At 40.5% G+C, this 15,642-nt stretch carries 14 protein-coding genes; 8 read left to right on the top strand and 6 right to left on the bottom strand.

The window, feature by feature from the left end:
• Positions 1-80 precede the first annotated feature (80 nt).
• From JOC78_RS11620 to JOC78_RS11610, 3 genes are all read left to right on the top strand, one after another.
• Positions 81-1,472: an L-cystine transporter gene (locus JOC78_RS11620; protein ID WP_204556049.1), complete on the top strand. Its 1,392-nt coding sequence runs from the start codon at positions 81-83 to the stop codon at positions 1,470-1,472.
• Positions 1,473-1,742: 270 nt separating this feature from the next.
• Complete coding sequence (locus tag JOC78_RS11615) at positions 1,743-1,886, top strand: Lmo0850 family protein (RefSeq protein ID WP_204556047.1); 144 nt, start codon at positions 1,743-1,745, stop codon at positions 1,884-1,886.
• A gap of 140 nt (positions 1,887-2,026) precedes the next feature.
• Positions 2,027-2,947, top strand: a complete 921-nt coding sequence (locus tag JOC78_RS11610) for a diacylglycerol/lipid kinase family protein (RefSeq protein ID WP_204556045.1) — start codon at positions 2,027-2,029, stop codon at positions 2,945-2,947.
• 76 nt (positions 2,948-3,023) lie between these two features.
• Here JOC78_RS11610 and JOC78_RS11605 read toward each other — a convergent pair whose 3' ends face one another.
• The 6 genes from JOC78_RS11605 to mgtE all read right to left on the bottom strand — a co-directional run bounded on the left by JOC78_RS11605 (position 3,024) and on the right by mgtE (position 9,453).
• Complete coding sequence (locus JOC78_RS11605) at positions 3,024-3,605, bottom strand: YqaA family protein (RefSeq protein WP_204556042.1); 582 nt, start codon at positions 3,603-3,605, stop codon at positions 3,024-3,026.
• A 110-nt stretch (positions 3,606-3,715) separates the two neighbouring features.
• Entirely contained in the window at positions 3,716-4,858 is a 1,143-nt protein-coding gene (locus JOC78_RS11600; RefSeq protein WP_204556039.1) for an MGDG synthase family glycosyltransferase, read from the bottom strand.
• A gap of 15 nt (positions 4,859-4,873) precedes the next feature.
• Positions 4,874-5,449 (bottom strand): DedA family protein, encoded by a 576-nt coding sequence (locus tag JOC78_RS11595; RefSeq protein ID WP_204556036.1) that lies wholly within the window; start codon positions 5,447-5,449, stop codon positions 4,874-4,876.
• A gap of 1 nt (position 5,450) precedes the next feature.
• The gene (locus JOC78_RS11590; RefSeq protein ID WP_239587134.1) at positions 5,451-6,164 is read right to left on the bottom strand and encodes a polysaccharide deacetylase family protein; all 714 of its coding nucleotides are present in this window, start codon (positions 6,162-6,164) and stop codon (positions 5,451-5,453) included.
• Between the two features lie 165 nt (positions 6,165-6,329).
• Positions 6,330-7,688 (bottom strand): hemolysin family protein, encoded by a 1,359-nt coding sequence (locus JOC78_RS11585; protein WP_204556033.1) that lies wholly within the window; start codon positions 7,686-7,688, stop codon positions 6,330-6,332.
• A gap of 406 nt (positions 7,689-8,094) precedes the next feature.
• On the bottom strand, positions 8,095-9,453 hold the full coding sequence (gene mgtE / locus JOC78_RS11580) for a magnesium transporter (RefSeq protein WP_204556030.1): 1,359 nt from the start codon (positions 9,451-9,453) through the stop codon (positions 8,095-8,097).
• Between the two features lie 192 nt (positions 9,454-9,645).
• Between mgtE and JOC78_RS11575 the strand changes: the two genes are divergently transcribed.
• The 5 genes from JOC78_RS11575 (at position 9,646) to cshA (ending at position 15,554) form a co-directional block, all read left to right on the top strand.
• Positions 9,646-10,422, top strand: a complete 777-nt coding sequence (locus JOC78_RS11575) for a hypothetical protein (protein WP_204556018.1) — start codon at positions 9,646-9,648, stop codon at positions 10,420-10,422.
• Positions 10,423-10,666: 244 nt separating this feature from the next.
• Positions 10,667-11,722: a D-alanine--D-alanine ligase gene (locus JOC78_RS11570; RefSeq protein WP_204556015.1), complete on the top strand. Its 1,056-nt coding sequence runs from the start codon at positions 10,667-10,669 to the stop codon at positions 11,720-11,722.
• A gap of 12 nt (positions 11,723-11,734) precedes the next feature.
• Complete coding sequence (locus JOC78_RS11565; RefSeq protein ID WP_204556012.1) at positions 11,735-13,120, top strand: UDP-N-acetylmuramoyl-tripeptide--D-alanyl-D-alanine ligase; 1,386 nt, start codon at positions 11,735-11,737, stop codon at positions 13,118-13,120.
• 169 nt (positions 13,121-13,289) lie between these two features.
• Complete coding sequence (locus JOC78_RS11560) at positions 13,290-13,991, top strand: alpha/beta hydrolase (protein ID WP_204556009.1); 702 nt, start codon at positions 13,290-13,292, stop codon at positions 13,989-13,991.
• Between the two features lie 114 nt (positions 13,992-14,105).
• Entirely contained in the window at positions 14,106-15,554 is a 1,449-nt protein-coding gene (cshA, locus tag JOC78_RS11555; RefSeq protein ID WP_239587133.1) for a degradosome RNA helicase CshA, read from the top strand.
• The last annotated feature ends 88 nt before the right edge of the window (positions 15,555-15,642 follow it).

The following is a 15,642-nucleotide window of genomic DNA, read 5'->3' as shown; positions in this document are numbered from 1 at the left end:
TCAAAAAAACAAATAAAACCGACTTGACTTATAAGGATTAAAGGTTTAAAATCTTTTATACAACAAGGAGGTTACATTTAATGGATATATTTTTAATTATACTTAACGTAGCCGTCCTGCTAATTTTAGTGGGCGTACTATATTTTATGCAAAAGAAATACATTTCTTTTTCTAAGAGAGTCTTTACGGCTTTGGGCTTAGGGGTTGCGTTTGGATTTATCCTTCAGCTTATTTATGGATTAGAATCTGAGACATTGTCACAATCAGCGGATTGGTTTAGTATCATCGGCAGCGGATATGTGAAATTACTGCAAATGGTCGTGATGCCGCTTGTATTCGTATCGATTGTTTCCGCTTTTACAAAGCTGACATTAACAAATAATTTAGGCAAAGTAGCCGCTTTGATTATTGGGTTGTTAGTCGGCACAACGGCTGTAGCCGCTGCTGTGGGAATTGCAACGACGATTGGCTTTGATTTAGAAGCCGTTCAAATAGAAGGCGGCGAATCCGAACAGGCGCGCGGCCAAGAATTAGAACAGAAATATTCGGAAATTGAAGGACAAAGCTTTCCGCAAAAGATGGTGGAGCTTTTGCCTGCAAATCCATTTCTTGATTTCACTGGACAGCGAAGCACGTCAACGATTGGGGTGGTAATCTTTGCTGCTTTTATCGGATTTGCTTATCTAGGAATTAAACGGAAGGAACCGGAGCACGCGGAATTCTTCAAAAAGATTATTGATACACTATATAGCATTGTCATGAGAATTGTGACGCTCGTTCTGCGGTTAACGCCATATGGAATTTTAGCGATTATGGCAAAGACTGTAGCAACAAGTAACTTTACGGCTATTGCGCAGCTTGGAGAATTTGTTTTAGCTTCCTATGTAGCATTAGCGATCATGTTTGCTGTTCACTTACTATTAATCACATTAGTGGGATTAAATCCGATTACTTATGTGAAGAAGGTGCTGCCGGTTATGACATTCGCATTTACTTCGCGTTCGAGTGCTGGTACGCTGCCTTTAAACATTCAAGCTCAAACGAAAGCGCTTGGAGTGCCAGAAGGGATTGCGAACTTTGCCGGATCGTTCGGTCTGTCGATTGGGCAAAATGGGTGTGCAGGCGTTTATCCGGCGATGCTTGCTGTCATGATTGCTCCCACTGTAGGCATTGATCCGTTGTCACCATCGTTTATATTTACATTAATAGCGGTTGTGGCCATCAGTTCGTTCGGTGTAGCAGGGGTTGGCGGAGGAGCCACTTTCGCAGCAATCTTAGTATTGTCAGCAATGGACATGCCTGTTGCTTTGGCCGGACTTTTAATATCAGTTGAGCCATTAATTGATATGGGACGTACAGCGGTAAATGTAAGTGGAAGTATGACTGCTGGAGTGGTCACTAGCCGTGTGACAAAAGACATGGATGGCAAGATGTATAACGGTGAGCAGGATGAACTAAGTTATAATGCTTAATGAAAGACCGGCTTCGCCGGTCTTCTTTCTATTGGATTTGTTTGGTGTTATAATCAGAGTTCCCTAAAAATTGATCGGTAAAAATTTTTATTCATTAGCAGGATAATTACTTTATATAAATGAATAGAATGGTAGGAAGAAAAAAATTATAAATGGAGGATTAAATACTGGACAAGCAGGGAAACATAAAAATAAATAAATATTTATTGAAACTTATTCTCATCTAAACCGTATATAAGTTATCGAATAAATTTTAAAGAGGTGTCTAAAGTGGGTAAAGACCATGAAAGAGTGATGAAAGTTATTGATCGAATAGCTCAATTAGGAGTCAAAGTGTCAAAAACGAAATCTCGAATTGAAGTGCTCAACTCTTTAAAAGGCTACCAAGGCATAACGGAGTATGTTAAATCGTAACCACAACCATTGGATTTTGACAGCTTTGTTTACATATATGATTTATGCACCCCGTTGCACGTGCGTCCATCCAAAGGACATCTGACTTATTTGTTAGATGTTTTTTTATTGAAATGACAATTTGAGAGGCGGAAAATCAGTTGAAACGATTTAAAAAAGGACTGTTAATCTATAATGTGCAAGCAGGTGGCAAAGGAACGGCGGAACAAGTAAATATAGCCGTTTCCATCTTATCAGACTATATAGAGGACTTATCTGAAAAGATGATTGTAGAAGCAGGCGGTGGGGAAACCATTTGTTATGAAGAAGGCAGCCAATATGATGTCATCATTATTCTTGGCGGAGATGGAACAGTTCATGAATGCATCAATGGAATTGCCCGCTTAGACACTCGCCCTGCGGTAGCGATCTTGCCGGGAGGAACCTGTAATGACTTTGCACGATCAGCTTATATACCGATTCCGTTTGAAGAAGCATGCCATTTTGTTGGGCATGGCACGATTCAATCATTAGACGTAGGTTTTATAAATGAACGTTACTTTGGAAACTTTTGGGGCATTGGGTTAATTGTTGATACATCTGAAAATATCGACGGAACCAAAAAAGAAATGCTCGGCAGAATCAGTTATTATTTAAGTGCGTTAGAAACAATTAGAGCACCTCGCGCATTCCACTATACCATTACATCAGGTGATGAAACCTATACAGGTGAGGCTGTGATGATTGTTGCATTGAACGGGAATTTCATCGGGACGAATGAGTTGCCTTTTAAAGCGGAATTAGATGATGGGAAATTAGAATTGGTCATTGTAAAAGAGGGAGGACTCGCCTTAATAAGAGAATACTTAAATTTTCGAAAGGTCAAAGAAACAGGTGAACACCTTATTGAACTTGAGCATCTTTCAGTGAGCAGCTTCACGATTGAAACCTCATCACCAATGAAGATGGACATGGATGGGGAAGTCTATATGGTGACTCCTGGCCAGTGTCGGGTACTGCCTAAACATATTCAAGTAGTGGCTGGACAATCGCCTGTAAAAGTAAAAGAGCCTGGCCTATAAAGAATGGCTTCCGATCCAGTGAATGATGGGATCCTGAAAGTTCTTCTTTATGGGCATCAGCCTCTTTTTTTGGTTATTAAATAATTTTCTTTCTTTTCTTGAAGTAGAGATAGACAAGGTAGACGGCTAAAATGATCACTCCGCCGCCAATGGTCAGCATCGTGAAATTCTCCTCGATAAATGGCTTCGCTTGTGCGCCAAGCCAGAAGATAATTAAGCCTTCTGTAAAGAAGCGAAGTCCCCGGCCGATAAATGACCAAATCAACAGAACTTTTATTGGGATTTTTGCTACTCCTGAAAAAACAGTAAAGATCTTATATGGAATCGGGGTGAAACCTGCAATCAGAATAGCCAGCGCCCCATATCTGCTAAAGTAATCTTCCACTTTATTAATCTTTTTCTCAGAAATAAATTTCAGTAAAATAGGTCTGCCGAGCTTATGTCCGATTAACCAGCCGAGAAGTGCTCCGAATGTAGAAGCCAGTGTAGTGTATAAGGCAAACATTAATGCACGATCTGGGTCGGCGAGGGACAGCGGCAATAAAATCACATCAGGAGGAATTGGAAAGAATGAAGACTCAGTAAAAGCAACAATCACTAATCCCCATACACCATATTCCAACAGCCATGCTTCAAACTGATGAATCAATTCAGACATATAAAAATAGTCTCCTTTAATTTAAATGATCAACCAAAATTATAACATTATTAAAAGTTAGTAACCACTTAAAGCCTCGCATTACACAATAAAAAGAATCAGCCATATCGTTAGTGGGCTGATTCAGGATAAAGGGCGAAGTTTTCGCGCTCTTTTTCTTCTTCTTGCAGAACCGCAAGCAATACTTTCTGTAGATCCATTTCTTTCTCCAGCTGATAAGTGGACAATCTGCGCTGCCATTTATTCTTTTCCATTTCATTATGGAGATACTTCTTTAATTGCTTTTCAATCGGCTGGTTGAGATCCAATTGATAGATCAAATGATGTTTATTTAAATAATCAACGTTCAGCTCTTCTTGACCAGGTAAACATTCTAAAATAAAAATAGGAAGTTCTTTCTTCAGCACTTCACTGATTGTCACGCCGCCTGGTTTCGTTATAATGGCAGCCGCCCCTTCATAATACCGATTCATTTGCTGACGGCAGCTTGTATATGGAATGGCTTCTATGCTCTTATGATTGAGAGAGGATACCCATTCATACAATTTTTTGTTGTTTCCGCAAAGAACCTTATAAGAATAAAACAGCTCTGATTCAGAAAGGTGAGTAAGAATAGCCGTCAAATTCCCGAGTCCGCTGTTTCCACCCGCAATTAAAATATATTTTTCAGCCGGCATCTCTTCTTTTTGGTAAAGGGAAGGGTGGACAGGGATGCCAGTCACATAGACGCGGTCTTCTTGTAGACCAAACTGTTTCATTAATTGTTCTTTTGCTTCGCGGTGGGGGACAAAATGATAGTCAATATCGCTCTTGCCCCAAACTGAATTTATGAAAAAGTCCGTGTAGACATTAATCACAGGTGCGTGCACTTTGTGTTTTCTTTTTAAGTTATTTAAAAGCTTCGATGGATAACAGTGAGTACATATGATTAAATCAGGCTGTTCTTTGTTAATCAGCTGTTCCATTTTCCATTCAAAGTAATTGTTCCATAAGCATAGAGAAGACCAAATGTTAGGGTGGTCCGTATACATAAATGATTTATAAAATTTGCTGTAAGAGGAAGGTTTTCTATTGATCCATTGCAAATAAACACGAGAAATAGCGGTCTCTAATCCTCCATGGAAATGACTTAAAACATCAATTGTCTTTATTTCCAATTGCTCTTCAGCAACAGGTAAATGGCCAATGATGGCTTCAGCAGCTTTATGGTGCCCAGAAGGCATTCGGAATAATGGCAATAGCAAGATCTTCATAGGCAACTCTCCTTTTCAGCGCCGGGACTTTTTCCATTTCATCAGTAAGTGTATGACGAAGATTAAGAAAAAACAGGCTCCGCCTATGGTTAAGTAAAGCGGTTCAATACGAATATATGAACTGATAACAAAACCAATAAATATATAAACCCATACCCATAATAATGAGCCCAAAACAGAAATAATGATAAAACCAATCAATGGGAATTTCGCCATTCCTGCGAAGTATGGATTGAATTGCCGGATCCCTGGAATGAAGAACCCTGCAAATAAAGATTTTTTCATATCCCAATGCAGGACAAATTTGCTCCACTTTCCTTTATTCATGCCGACATATTTACCATAACGCTCAAGCAGCGGCTTGCCAATTTTCCTGCCTAGAAAATAGCTGATCAGCATGCCTGTAAAAGCGCCAAGAGAAAGGGAAAGCCAAGCGGTGGAAAAATCTATTTTATCGTTTTTAGCTAGTATGCCCAAATAAACGAATAAACTTTCTTCTGGTACAGGAATTCCTGCAATGCCAAACACACCGACTAAAAATAAAATAATGTACCCGTATTGAGATAAATAAATTAGGATTTGTGATTCCATATTACCCCTCATTTTCTTGGTTTGCATGGATCAAGGCTGGTATTGTAACAAATTGATAAGTCCTTGACTCTGGATCTGACAGGAACAGATCCAACGCTTGAACCGTATTTCGAGGAGCGTGAAGATCGGCTCCCAAAGTATCTCCGCTGTCATGAAGAGTGATAATGGCGCCTTCTTCTCGGGCGTCTTTTAAACGAGTTGCGAGCTCTTCAGGCTTCACGTGTTGTTTCCAGTCACCCGGTATCGCCGACCACATAATTGTTTCGTAACCTCTCGAGGAAAGAAGTGAAAATAAATTAAAATGACCCCAAGGCGGACGGTAGTATGTGGGGCGCTCTCCAATCACCTCTTCAATCACCGATTCGGCTTGTTTTAACTGTCTCCTTAAAAGGATGGGCGGAAGCAGCCAATTGGAATAATGATAATAGTTATGAATACCAATTACATGCCCCTGGCTGTGAATCTCCTTTACAATGTCAGGATGTGCCTGAACTTTTGCGCCTACGACAAAAAAGGTGGCCTTTGCCTGGTGTTTCTTTAATACATCTAATAGTAATCGTGTATAAACAGGATCGGGCCCATCATCAAAGGTTAAGGCGATCTTGCGAGTTTTAGGTCCTCGTTTATGAATCCCAATCGCTAACTTGCGAATGAAAATGGTAGGTAAAATCATATAGCCAAGGATAAAAGAAATAAAGATCAAAATCCAGATCATAGCACTGCTCCAATCTTACGTTCAGCTCAGGCTGTATTCATTATATTCGTTATCTGTTAGTTAATTCCTTCTGAGCCGCTTGAGCGGAGGAAAAGTTGAAAAAATAAAAAAATGATCTGAATCTTAAGATTCGATCATTTTTCATAGGTTATGCAAGAAAATATTTTATAGTATGATTTTGGATTCTGCAAGAGGGAGAGGAGGAGGCTTGCTGATCACCGTTTCTTCGATTTGCGGCTTTTTCCTTGCTTCCACATATTTAATCTGATGATCTTCCATTTCTACTACCGTAAATACATAGCCATTATGTTCAATCGAATCCCCTTGGGCGGCTTCATAATTCTCAGTGAGCACCCACCCGCCAATAGTATCAATATCATCATCTTCTAAATCTAATTGAAGAAGGCTGTTGACTTCATCTACTAGGACTTTGCCATCGATAATATAGTGAGAAGGGTTTAATTCCTGAATGACAGGAACTTCATCTGAATCAAATTCATCCCGTATTTCTCCCACAATTTCTTCCAAGATATCTTCTACAGTTACTAAACCTGAAGTTCCTCCATACTCATCCATTAAGATCGCCATGTGAATCCGTTCTTTTTGCATTTTTACAAGCAGTTCATGAATGGGAACCGATTCAATCACCCGAATAATTGGACGTACATAGGTTTCAAGAGAAACGGGTTTTTGCCCGCTTTTAATGTAATCAATCAGCACTTCTTTGTAGTTGACTAAACCGATAATATGATCTTTATCCCCGTCTATAATAGGATAGCGAGTAAATTTCTCATCGCTTACTTTATCAATAAATTGGCTGATCGTTGTTTCCTTTGGTAAGGAAAAGATTTCAGTCCGTGGAACCATGATTTCTTTAGCAAGCCGTTCATCAAATTCAAAAATATTATTCACATATTTAAATTCAGCGGGGTTGATTTCCCCATTCTTTAAACTCTCAGATAAAATAATTCGCAGCTCTTCCTCTGAATGAGCAAGTTCGCTTTCAGAGGCAGGCTTTAATCCAAATAGACCAACGACCATTCGCGCTGCCCCATTCAGTGTCCAAATAAATGGATACATAAGGCGGTAAAAGAGGATAAGTGGCTTAGCTAGAACAAGTGTCAAAGTTTCAGCCTTTTGAATGGCCAGTGTCTTTGGAGCCAATTCTCCAACCACTACATGCAAGAAAGTGATGGCACCGAACGCTGTGCCAATTGAAATCACTTGAGATAGTGAGTCAGGGATAGTTAATAAAGCAAATATCGGACTGAAAAGCTTAGCAACTGCGGGTTCTCCAATCCACCCCAACGCTAAAGCGGTAATTGTAATACCGAGCTGGCAAGCAGATAGGTATTCATCAAGCTGTGTAATCACTTGTTTGGCAGAAAAGGCGCGTTTATTGCCCTCTTCGATTAATTGATCAATACGTGAACGTCTGACTTTAACAATGGCAAACTCTGATGCCACAAAGAAAGCCGTTAAAGCGATAAGAGTGCCAACAAGAACCAGGTTCATTATATCCAAATAGTTTCCTCCACCCGTTAGCAAACGGGAAAGGAGTCACCTCCTGTAAAATGAAATTTACCAGATTGGTAAATCAGAATTTACTTCTTGCTTCCCCTTGTCATGATGCGACAAGTAAAGCGTATCGGCGAACGGATATGTTACCTTCACTGCCCCATGTCATCACTCCTTGCAGACTTCTATGTTAAGGATATTATATTAAATACAGATTATTCAGTCAAATTATTGCTACTATCAGAATATGTGGTGATCGTGTGTAATATTCAATTAATTCTTTCTGGCAATCAGCTTTTATTTGGTTGAAATAATAGAGTCTGTTTACGGTGAAAAAGCCGGTTGCCTTTGTCAAGCCTGCTGCACATTTTCTCAAGGCTTATTTAAAAGGAATGCCGGCTAGTTTCAGATCCTACATGAGCTGCTGCAGGAACCAAGAAGCGATAGTGAAATAAGTAATTAAAGAAAAAATATCGTTAATCGTGGTAATAAGCGGTCCTGAAGCAACAGCAGGATCAATATTTAATTTGTACAAAATCAGCGGAATCACTGTACCTGCAAGTGTACCGATGATTAAGGTGAGAAGGAGAGAAGCCCCTACTACAATTCCTAGGATTGAACTGCCTTGCCAGAATAAAGCGATAAAGAAAATTAACAATCCGCAAGTCGTTCCAATGATCAAGCCAACCCCAAATTCACGGGCTACTAAAGACATCACCGTTTTCATATCAATGTCACGTGAAGCAAGTCCCCGTACCACAACAGCAAGGGACTGTGTACCTGTATTACCAGTCATCCCGGCGATCATCGGCATAAAGAAGGTGAGGGCAACCACCTTTTGCAGCGTGTCTTCATAGCCGGAAATAATACTTCCAGATACGAGTCCAATAAACAATAATAAAATCAGCCAGGGGAGCCGTCTAAAGGCTGCCACAGATGCTTTCGTGTCGAAGTCGATCGATTTACCGGAAGCGGATAGTTTCTCAATATCCTCGTTGGCTTCTTGAATAACAACGTCTAAAATGTCATCGAACGTAACAATTCCAACAAGAATTTCATCTTCATCTACAACAGGAATAGCTAAGAAATCATATCGTTCTATTAAACGAGCGATTTCCTCTTGATCGGTATAAACAGAAACTGAAATCACGCGGCCATACATGATATCCGCTACTTTCTCATAGGTATCTGCCATGAGCATATCGCGATAGGAAACGACGCCGACAAGTTTTTTTTGTTCATCTATTACATAGAGATAATTGATCGTCTCCGCAAATTCGGCAAATGACTTTAACTTCTCGACTGCTTCTCTAACTGTATAAGTGCTCTTAATCCAGACAAACCGATTCGTCATGAGCCGTCCAGCTGTCTCCGGCGGATAGGCCATCATGCTTTGTACAATGGTAGACTCTTCTTTCTTCATGCCTGCTAAGAATTCTTTAATCTTTTCAGGAGACATATCATCTAATAGAGAGGCAAGATCATCGTTATCCATATCATCGAGAACTTTCCGAGTTCTTTCTTTACCGACTTTCTTCAAGACGGCCAGCTGATCCTCATTATCGAGCTCTTGAATCATGTCTGTCAGGATGGGAATGCTTAAGTGAAGCAGGAATCTCGTTTGATGCTTGTCAGGCAAGTTTTGATAAATGGCCGCCATATCATACGGATGAAGTTCATCAATCAGCTTTTGAAGTTCAATTTTTTTCCCTTCTTTCAGCGCTTTGATGACGAGCAGTGTCATTTGATCTTCTGTTAAATTATTAATCATTTGCATTCCCCCCTTACATTAGAAGTATAAATTCTCATTTATTATAAAACGAATACAAAAAAAATGAAAAAGATTGATGAATTATTTGTATTTTAACATACGTGTTTTTCAATTATTTTGCTAAAATAGGAAGTATATAAAAATTGACGTGGAAAAGACCATGTAAGTTGGGATGATTCGGAGGTTTTAGCATTGAAAAGTCACGGAAATATGAAAGAGCTTATTTATGTTCATTTAAATACAGCCCATCAGTATACGGTTTCTTATGGAGTCGAATTTCATGAATTCGTGAGGAGTCTTCCCAGAGAATTAAATCACCTTGTGCTGCTAAAACACGGCTATAATGAGAGTGAATTTAATATGCATACAAGATTTGAGTATGTCGATTCGGAAGATATAAGCAAGCTTCTGAAAGAAGATATAGCTGAATACGGCAGTTTTTGCTGGATTGATTTTGAAGACACGGACGGGCTTAATGAACTTGACGGGCAGGAAATTGCTGAATTGCTATACCTTGGTCATTCCAAAGATCATTTGCGGCGCCCTTTTTACAGCAAGTTAAATAATCGCTTTGTTTATTTATCGCAAGATGATGAATGGTTTAATAAAACGTATTACCGGAATACGTCCGATTTCTATCATATGCTTGGCCGTGCCATTTCGTTAAAGCTTGGTCATTTTAGAAGTGAGCGCTCATTCTTTGGGTTAAAGAAGGGCCTGCCGCTTCCGCCAATTCCTAAAGAGATTATGGCGTCCTTTACAGATAAAATGAAAGAGGGGATGGTATTTTCCCTTTCGAAGGCGGCGCAAAACAGAGCAAGCGTAGAAATTCCGGTATGGGTAATTGGTGACTTTAGCAACATGGATGAGATGTTTGAAGAATACATGACGACTTACCGCAGTATGCCGGATGGCCATTTAGTGTTTGATAAAAGAACGCATGAGTGGAGCGTTTATTTCAATAAATAATGAATGAAATCCCCCGGATAAACAACCTGATCCGGGGGTTGCTTACATAATATAGAAGCAATCTCCAAGAGTGAATGTTTGAAGGGTCTGTTTATAAGCTTCATTTGTCCTGGTTTTATTAGGCGATAATTTGCATACAGTAGAAATAGGTAGGATAGTAGCAAGGAAATATTGTTTTTCTTTAACTAAAGCATGTTAAAATAAAAGATAGTGCAATCTTTCTTTTATGTATGGGAGGGTCAATATGAAAACTAAATTATGTTTACTATATGGCGGGAAATCAGCAGAACATCAAGTCTCTTTACAAACAGCCAAGGCCGTAATCGGTGCTCTGGACTTAAACAAGTTTGAGATCTATCCGGTCTACATAACAATCGCAGGCCAATGGATAGAAGGCGAACAACTATCTTCTCCTGTAGAAGATGTGGCTGAACTTCAGCTGACTGCTTCTGAAAATGAAGAAAGTGTGTTTAATAGTCTTTCAGGCGGGAAATACGACGTTATCTTCCCATTGCTTCACGGTCCAAACGGAGAAGATGGCACCGTGCAAGGCATGCTTGAAGTAATGAACCTTCCGTACGTGGGCAATGGCGTGCTTGCTTCCTCTGCTGGTATGGATAAAGTGGTCATGAAGAATGTGTTTGCTCAGGCTGGACTTCCTCAAGTAGGCTATGTGTGGCTCATTCGCAAGGAGTGGCAAGCAGATGAAAGCGCAGCATATGAACGAGTAGAAAAAACATTAGGCTATCCTTGTTTCGTTAAACCGGCTAATCTAGGATCTAGCGTTGGAATCAGCAAGTGTACGAATCGCTCAGAGCTTGAGGCGGCATTTGCAGAAGCTTTCCAATTTGACCGGAAAATTATTATTGAAGAAGGCGTGACGGCTCGTGAAGTCGAAGTCGGCGTTCTTGGCAATGATGAACCCGAATGCTCTGTCATTGGAGAAATCGTTCCTAAAAAGGATTTCTACGATTATAAAGCGAAATATGAAGATGGAAATACAGCTTTAATTATTCCTGCTGAAATGGCAGAAGAAACACAGCAACAGATGCGTGAGATGGCGATTCAAGCATATCAGGCGCTTGATTGTTCCGGTTTAGTCCGTGCCGATTTCTTTTTGACGGAAGATGGCCAATTGATTATTAACGAAGTGAACACCATGCCTGGCTTCACACCATTTAGTATGTTCCCGCTTTTATGGAAGCATACTGGAGTGGACTACTCTGAACTCATTGAAAAGCTCATTTCACTGGCTATAGAACGCCATGAAGAAAAACAGCAAATCAAATATACTTTTTAAAGGTGGACATTCATGATTCGAAAGACCATTGAACAGCTAACTGATATGATGAAAATTGAGAACGATATTTCTGCTTTTAAGGATCGCGTGATTCAAGGAGCAGTCATCGACTCGCGTCAAGCGACAGATGGGCAGCTTTTTGTTCCTTTTAAAGGTGAAAATACAGATGGCCATCAATTCGTCAGACAGGCAATTGAACAAGGAGCAGGAGCGGCCCTTTGGCAAAAGGATGTGCCTAACCCTCCACAGGATCTCCCGGTTCTCATTGTTGAGGATACCTTGCTTGCGTTGCAGCAGCTGGCGAAAGCCTACCGTGATGAATTAAATATCAAGGTGGTTGGCGTGACAGGAAGCAATGGGAAGACCACCACTAAGGATATAATGGCTAATCTTCTGTCGATTAAATACAGCGTGCAAAAGACAGAGGGAAACTACAATAATCATATTGGTCTGCCGCTAACTATTTTATCGCTTGCTGAAGAAACTGAAGTAGCGGTATTAGAAATGGGCATGAGCAATAAAGGTGAGATTGAACTGCTTACAAACATTGCCTCACCGGACATTGCTGTGATTACAAATATCGGGGAGTCCCATCTGCAGGACCTCGGTTCTAGAGAAGCGATTGCGGATGCGAAACTTGAAATTCTTAGCGGTCTGCACCCAGAAGGTACATTTATCTATTATGGCGAAGAGCCGTTATTGCAAGAAAGAGTCGCTGAAATGGAAAGACAAAACGTTAAGACGTTTGGCTTTAGCGAAAGCAATGAATTGTATACCTTATCGGTAGAACCGGTAAAAACGGGCAGTCATTTTACAGTGAATACGGCACCGTCAGTGAATTATTTCTTGTCAGTGCTAGGTCGCCACAATGTTCTGAACGCCATGGCAGCAATGATGACTGCTCATGAACTAGGCATAGCTTATCCAGATATGAAAGCAGCTTTGACTTCTGTTGAACTGACGAAAATGAGAATGGAATGGGTGGACGGTATTAAAGGTGTGAAGATCATTAATGATGCTTACAATGCGAGCCCCACTTCCACAAAAGCTACCATTGAGTTAGCTTCTCAGATGCCTGGATTTGACCGAAAAATTCTCGTTTTAGGAGATATGCTCGAGCTCGGAATGGATGAGGAACTGTTTCATTATCAAGTGGGTCAAACCATTGACAGCGAATCGATTCAATACCTCTTTACCTTTGGAAGGCTCGGACAATTTATTGCAGCAGGAGCCAAGAACACACTAGGTGAAGACAGAACATTTGCCTTTACTGATAAAAATGAGCTGATTAATAAGTTAGACTCTGTCATTCAGGGCGGTGAGCTTGTCGTCGTTAAAGCCTCAAGAGGAATGAAGCTTGAAGAAGTCGTTCAAGCATTGGCGGCACCTCTTAAGTAGTGAAAAAATCAGAACGCGGTCGTAGCGTTCTGATTTTTTTGTGGTTTAAAGGGTTATCGCTTTCGATGTTGCGATCATTCTCTTATACTAATCGTATAACTTTTATAAATAATTTTAGTTGTTTTGTCGCATCCTAACATTAACTTTTGGAAAAGGTTCGGTGGGAAAAATGATCGGTTGTTTATGCATACATGGGTTTACCGGCGCTCCTTATGAAGTGGAACCGCTTGTCGCATATTTAAAGGATAAAACGGACTGGAAAGTGGTGGCTCCGACTTTGCCTGGACATGGGGACAAGCTTGCCTTAAAGGGTGTTAGGCACCAGCAATGGCTTGACCATGCAGAAGAAGAACTAAAGCTGCTCTTAGAGGAGTGTGAACAGGTCTATGTGGTCGGGTTTTCGATGGGCGGACTAATAGCCATCTACTTGTCGGAGAAGTATCCGGTAGACAAGCTCGTGCTCTTAAGTGCGGCAGCCAAATACCTTAACCCCGTTCAAATGCTTGCAGATATTTGGGAATGTCTCAAGGATGTCAAAAATGGACAATTACAAAATAACGAATTATATCTGCGCTATAAGGAAAAAGTAATCGTAACACCAGTTTCTGCGACCTGGCAATTCAGAAAAGTCGTGATCTCTACGCGGCCGCTCCTCAAAAAAGTGAACGTGCCAACGCTAATTGCCCAAGGGCTTTCCGATGGAATGGTACCGCCTAAAAGCGCAGAATATATCTATCAGCAAATTGGTTCAGAGCACAAAGAAATATATTATTCGCCAGCTGCCAAACATCATATTTGCCATACGGGAAATCAAAAAGGGTTATTTGAAAAAGTCTTTACATTTTTAACCGCTAGTAGTAGAGTAAGTTAAATATCCATTGAAATTACCAGGCAGAGATGCTATGATAACAATAACTCTTGCTCTTCACATGAAGAGTATTTTTTATGTGATACGGCAGTTGAAATAGAAGGAGATTGAAAAATATTGACGAAATTTAAAGATTTAAATTTAAGTGAAGCTACTTTGAAAGCAATCGATAAAATGGGATTTGAAGAAGCAACTCCAATTCAAGCCGCTACGATTCCAGTTGGACTTGAAGGAAAAGATATTATTGGGCAAGCGCAAACGGGTACTGGTAAAACGACTGCGTTTGGTATTCCTATGGTTGAGAAAATTGATACGAAAAGCAACGCAATTCAAGGATTAATTATTGCTCCTACTCGTGAACTTGCGATTCAAGTATCAGAAGAGCTTTACAAAATTGGCGGCGGCAAACGCGTGCGTATTTTGGCTGTATACGGCGGACAAGATATTCAACGTCAAATTCGCGCATTGAAAAAGTTCCCGCACATCATTGTTGGTACACCTGGACGGATTTTAGATCACATTAACAGAAAAAATCTTAAGCTTGATAACCTGCAGACGCTTGTGTTGGACGAAGCAGATGAGATGCTGAACATGGGATTCATTCAAGATATCGAAACTATTCTTTCCCACATGCCATCTGAACGTCAAACTTTGCTGTTCTCAGCGACAATGCCGAAACAAATTCGTGCAATTGCGGAACGCTTCATGACTGAACCGGAAGCAATCAAGGTGAAAGCGAAAGAAATGACCGTTTCTAACATCGATCAATACTATGTGAAAGTACAGCAGCGTGATAAGTTCGATACATTATCTCGTCTAATCGATGTGCATTCTCCAGAATTAGCGATTATCTTCGGCAGAACAAAACGCCGTGTTGATGAATTGGCTAACGCTTTAAGCCTTCGCGGCTATCAAGCAGAAGGCATTCACGGAGACCTTAGCCAAGCGAAACGTTTAACTGTGCTGAAACGCTTTAAAGAAGGAAAAGTCGATGTACTTGTAGCGACAGACGTTGCTGCTCGTGGACTAGATATTTCTGGTGTTACGCATGTATATAACTACGACATTCCACAAGACCCTGAAAGCTACGTTCACCGTATCGGACGTACGGGACGTGCAGGTAAAGAGGGTATGGCCGTTACTTTTGTAGATCCAAGAGAAATGAGCTATTTAAAAGAAGTAGAAAGAACGACGAAGAAGAACATGAAGCCAATGACTGCTCCTACATGGGATGACGCTTTAATCGGCCAGCAAAAAGCAGCAATGACTGAAATCGAAGAAGCGATTGCTAAAAACGACTTAGCTGAATACAATAACTTAGCAAAAGAATTGCTTGATCAGTACACTCCTGATCAGTTAGTTGCAGCAGCATTGAAATTAATTACGAAAGAGCCTGACCGCACGCCGGTTCGTATTACGAATGAAGCTTCTCTTCCTCAGAAAAAGGGAAATTATCAGCGCTCTAAAAACTCTAACTCAAGAAAGTCGAACGGAAGCCGCCAAGGAAACCGTTCATACAACAGAGATCGCAGCAAGAGCCCTAAAAGAAAATATTCTTCTAACTAAGTAAAAGCCCGGATTCCCGGGCTTTTTTGCGTTTAAACAAGGCTGTTGAATGTTCTGCTAAGATAGAAGCGGTGTTCCGGTCCATCTT

This window comes from Bacillus ectoiniformans (assembly GCF_016908875.1).
Taxonomy (GTDB): domain Bacteria; phylum Bacillota; class Bacilli; order Bacillales; family Domibacillaceae; genus Bacillus_BX; species Bacillus_BX ectoiniformans.
The sequence above is the reverse complement of the archived record's forward strand: the minus strand, read 5'-3'. Positions and strand labels throughout refer to the sequence as shown.

Bases quoted from the DNA above. Each gene is read 5' to 3' on its own strand.
- JOC78_RS11620 (WP_204556049.1), top strand. From the start codon at position 81: ATGGATATATTTTTAATTATACTTAACGTAGCCGTCCTGCTAATTTTA.
- JOC78_RS11605 (WP_204556042.1), bottom strand. From the start codon at position 3,605: ATGTCTGAATTGATTCATCAGTTTGAAGCATGGCTGTTGGAATATGGT.
- JOC78_RS11600 (WP_204556039.1), bottom strand. From the start codon at position 4,858: ATGAAGATCTTGCTATTGCCATTATTCCGAATGCCTTCTGGGCACCAT.
- JOC78_RS11595 (WP_204556036.1), bottom strand. From the start codon at position 5,449: ATGGAATCACAAATCCTAATTTATTTATCTCAATACGGGTACATTATT.
- JOC78_RS11590 (WP_239587134.1), bottom strand. From the start codon at position 6,164: ATGATCTGGATTTTGATCTTTATTTCTTTTATCCTTGGCTATATGATT.
- mgtE (WP_204556030.1), bottom strand. From the start codon at position 9,453: ATGATTAATAATTTAACAGAAGATCAAATGACACTGCTCGTCATCAAA.
- JOC78_RS11570 (WP_204556015.1), top strand. From the start codon at position 10,667: ATGAAAACTAAATTATGTTTACTATATGGCGGGAAATCAGCAGAACAT.
- JOC78_RS11565 (WP_204556012.1), top strand. From the start codon at position 11,735: ATGATTCGAAAGACCATTGAACAGCTAACTGATATGATGAAAATTGAG.
- JOC78_RS11560 (WP_204556009.1), top strand. From the start codon at position 13,290: ATGATCGGTTGTTTATGCATACATGGGTTTACCGGCGCTCCTTATGAA.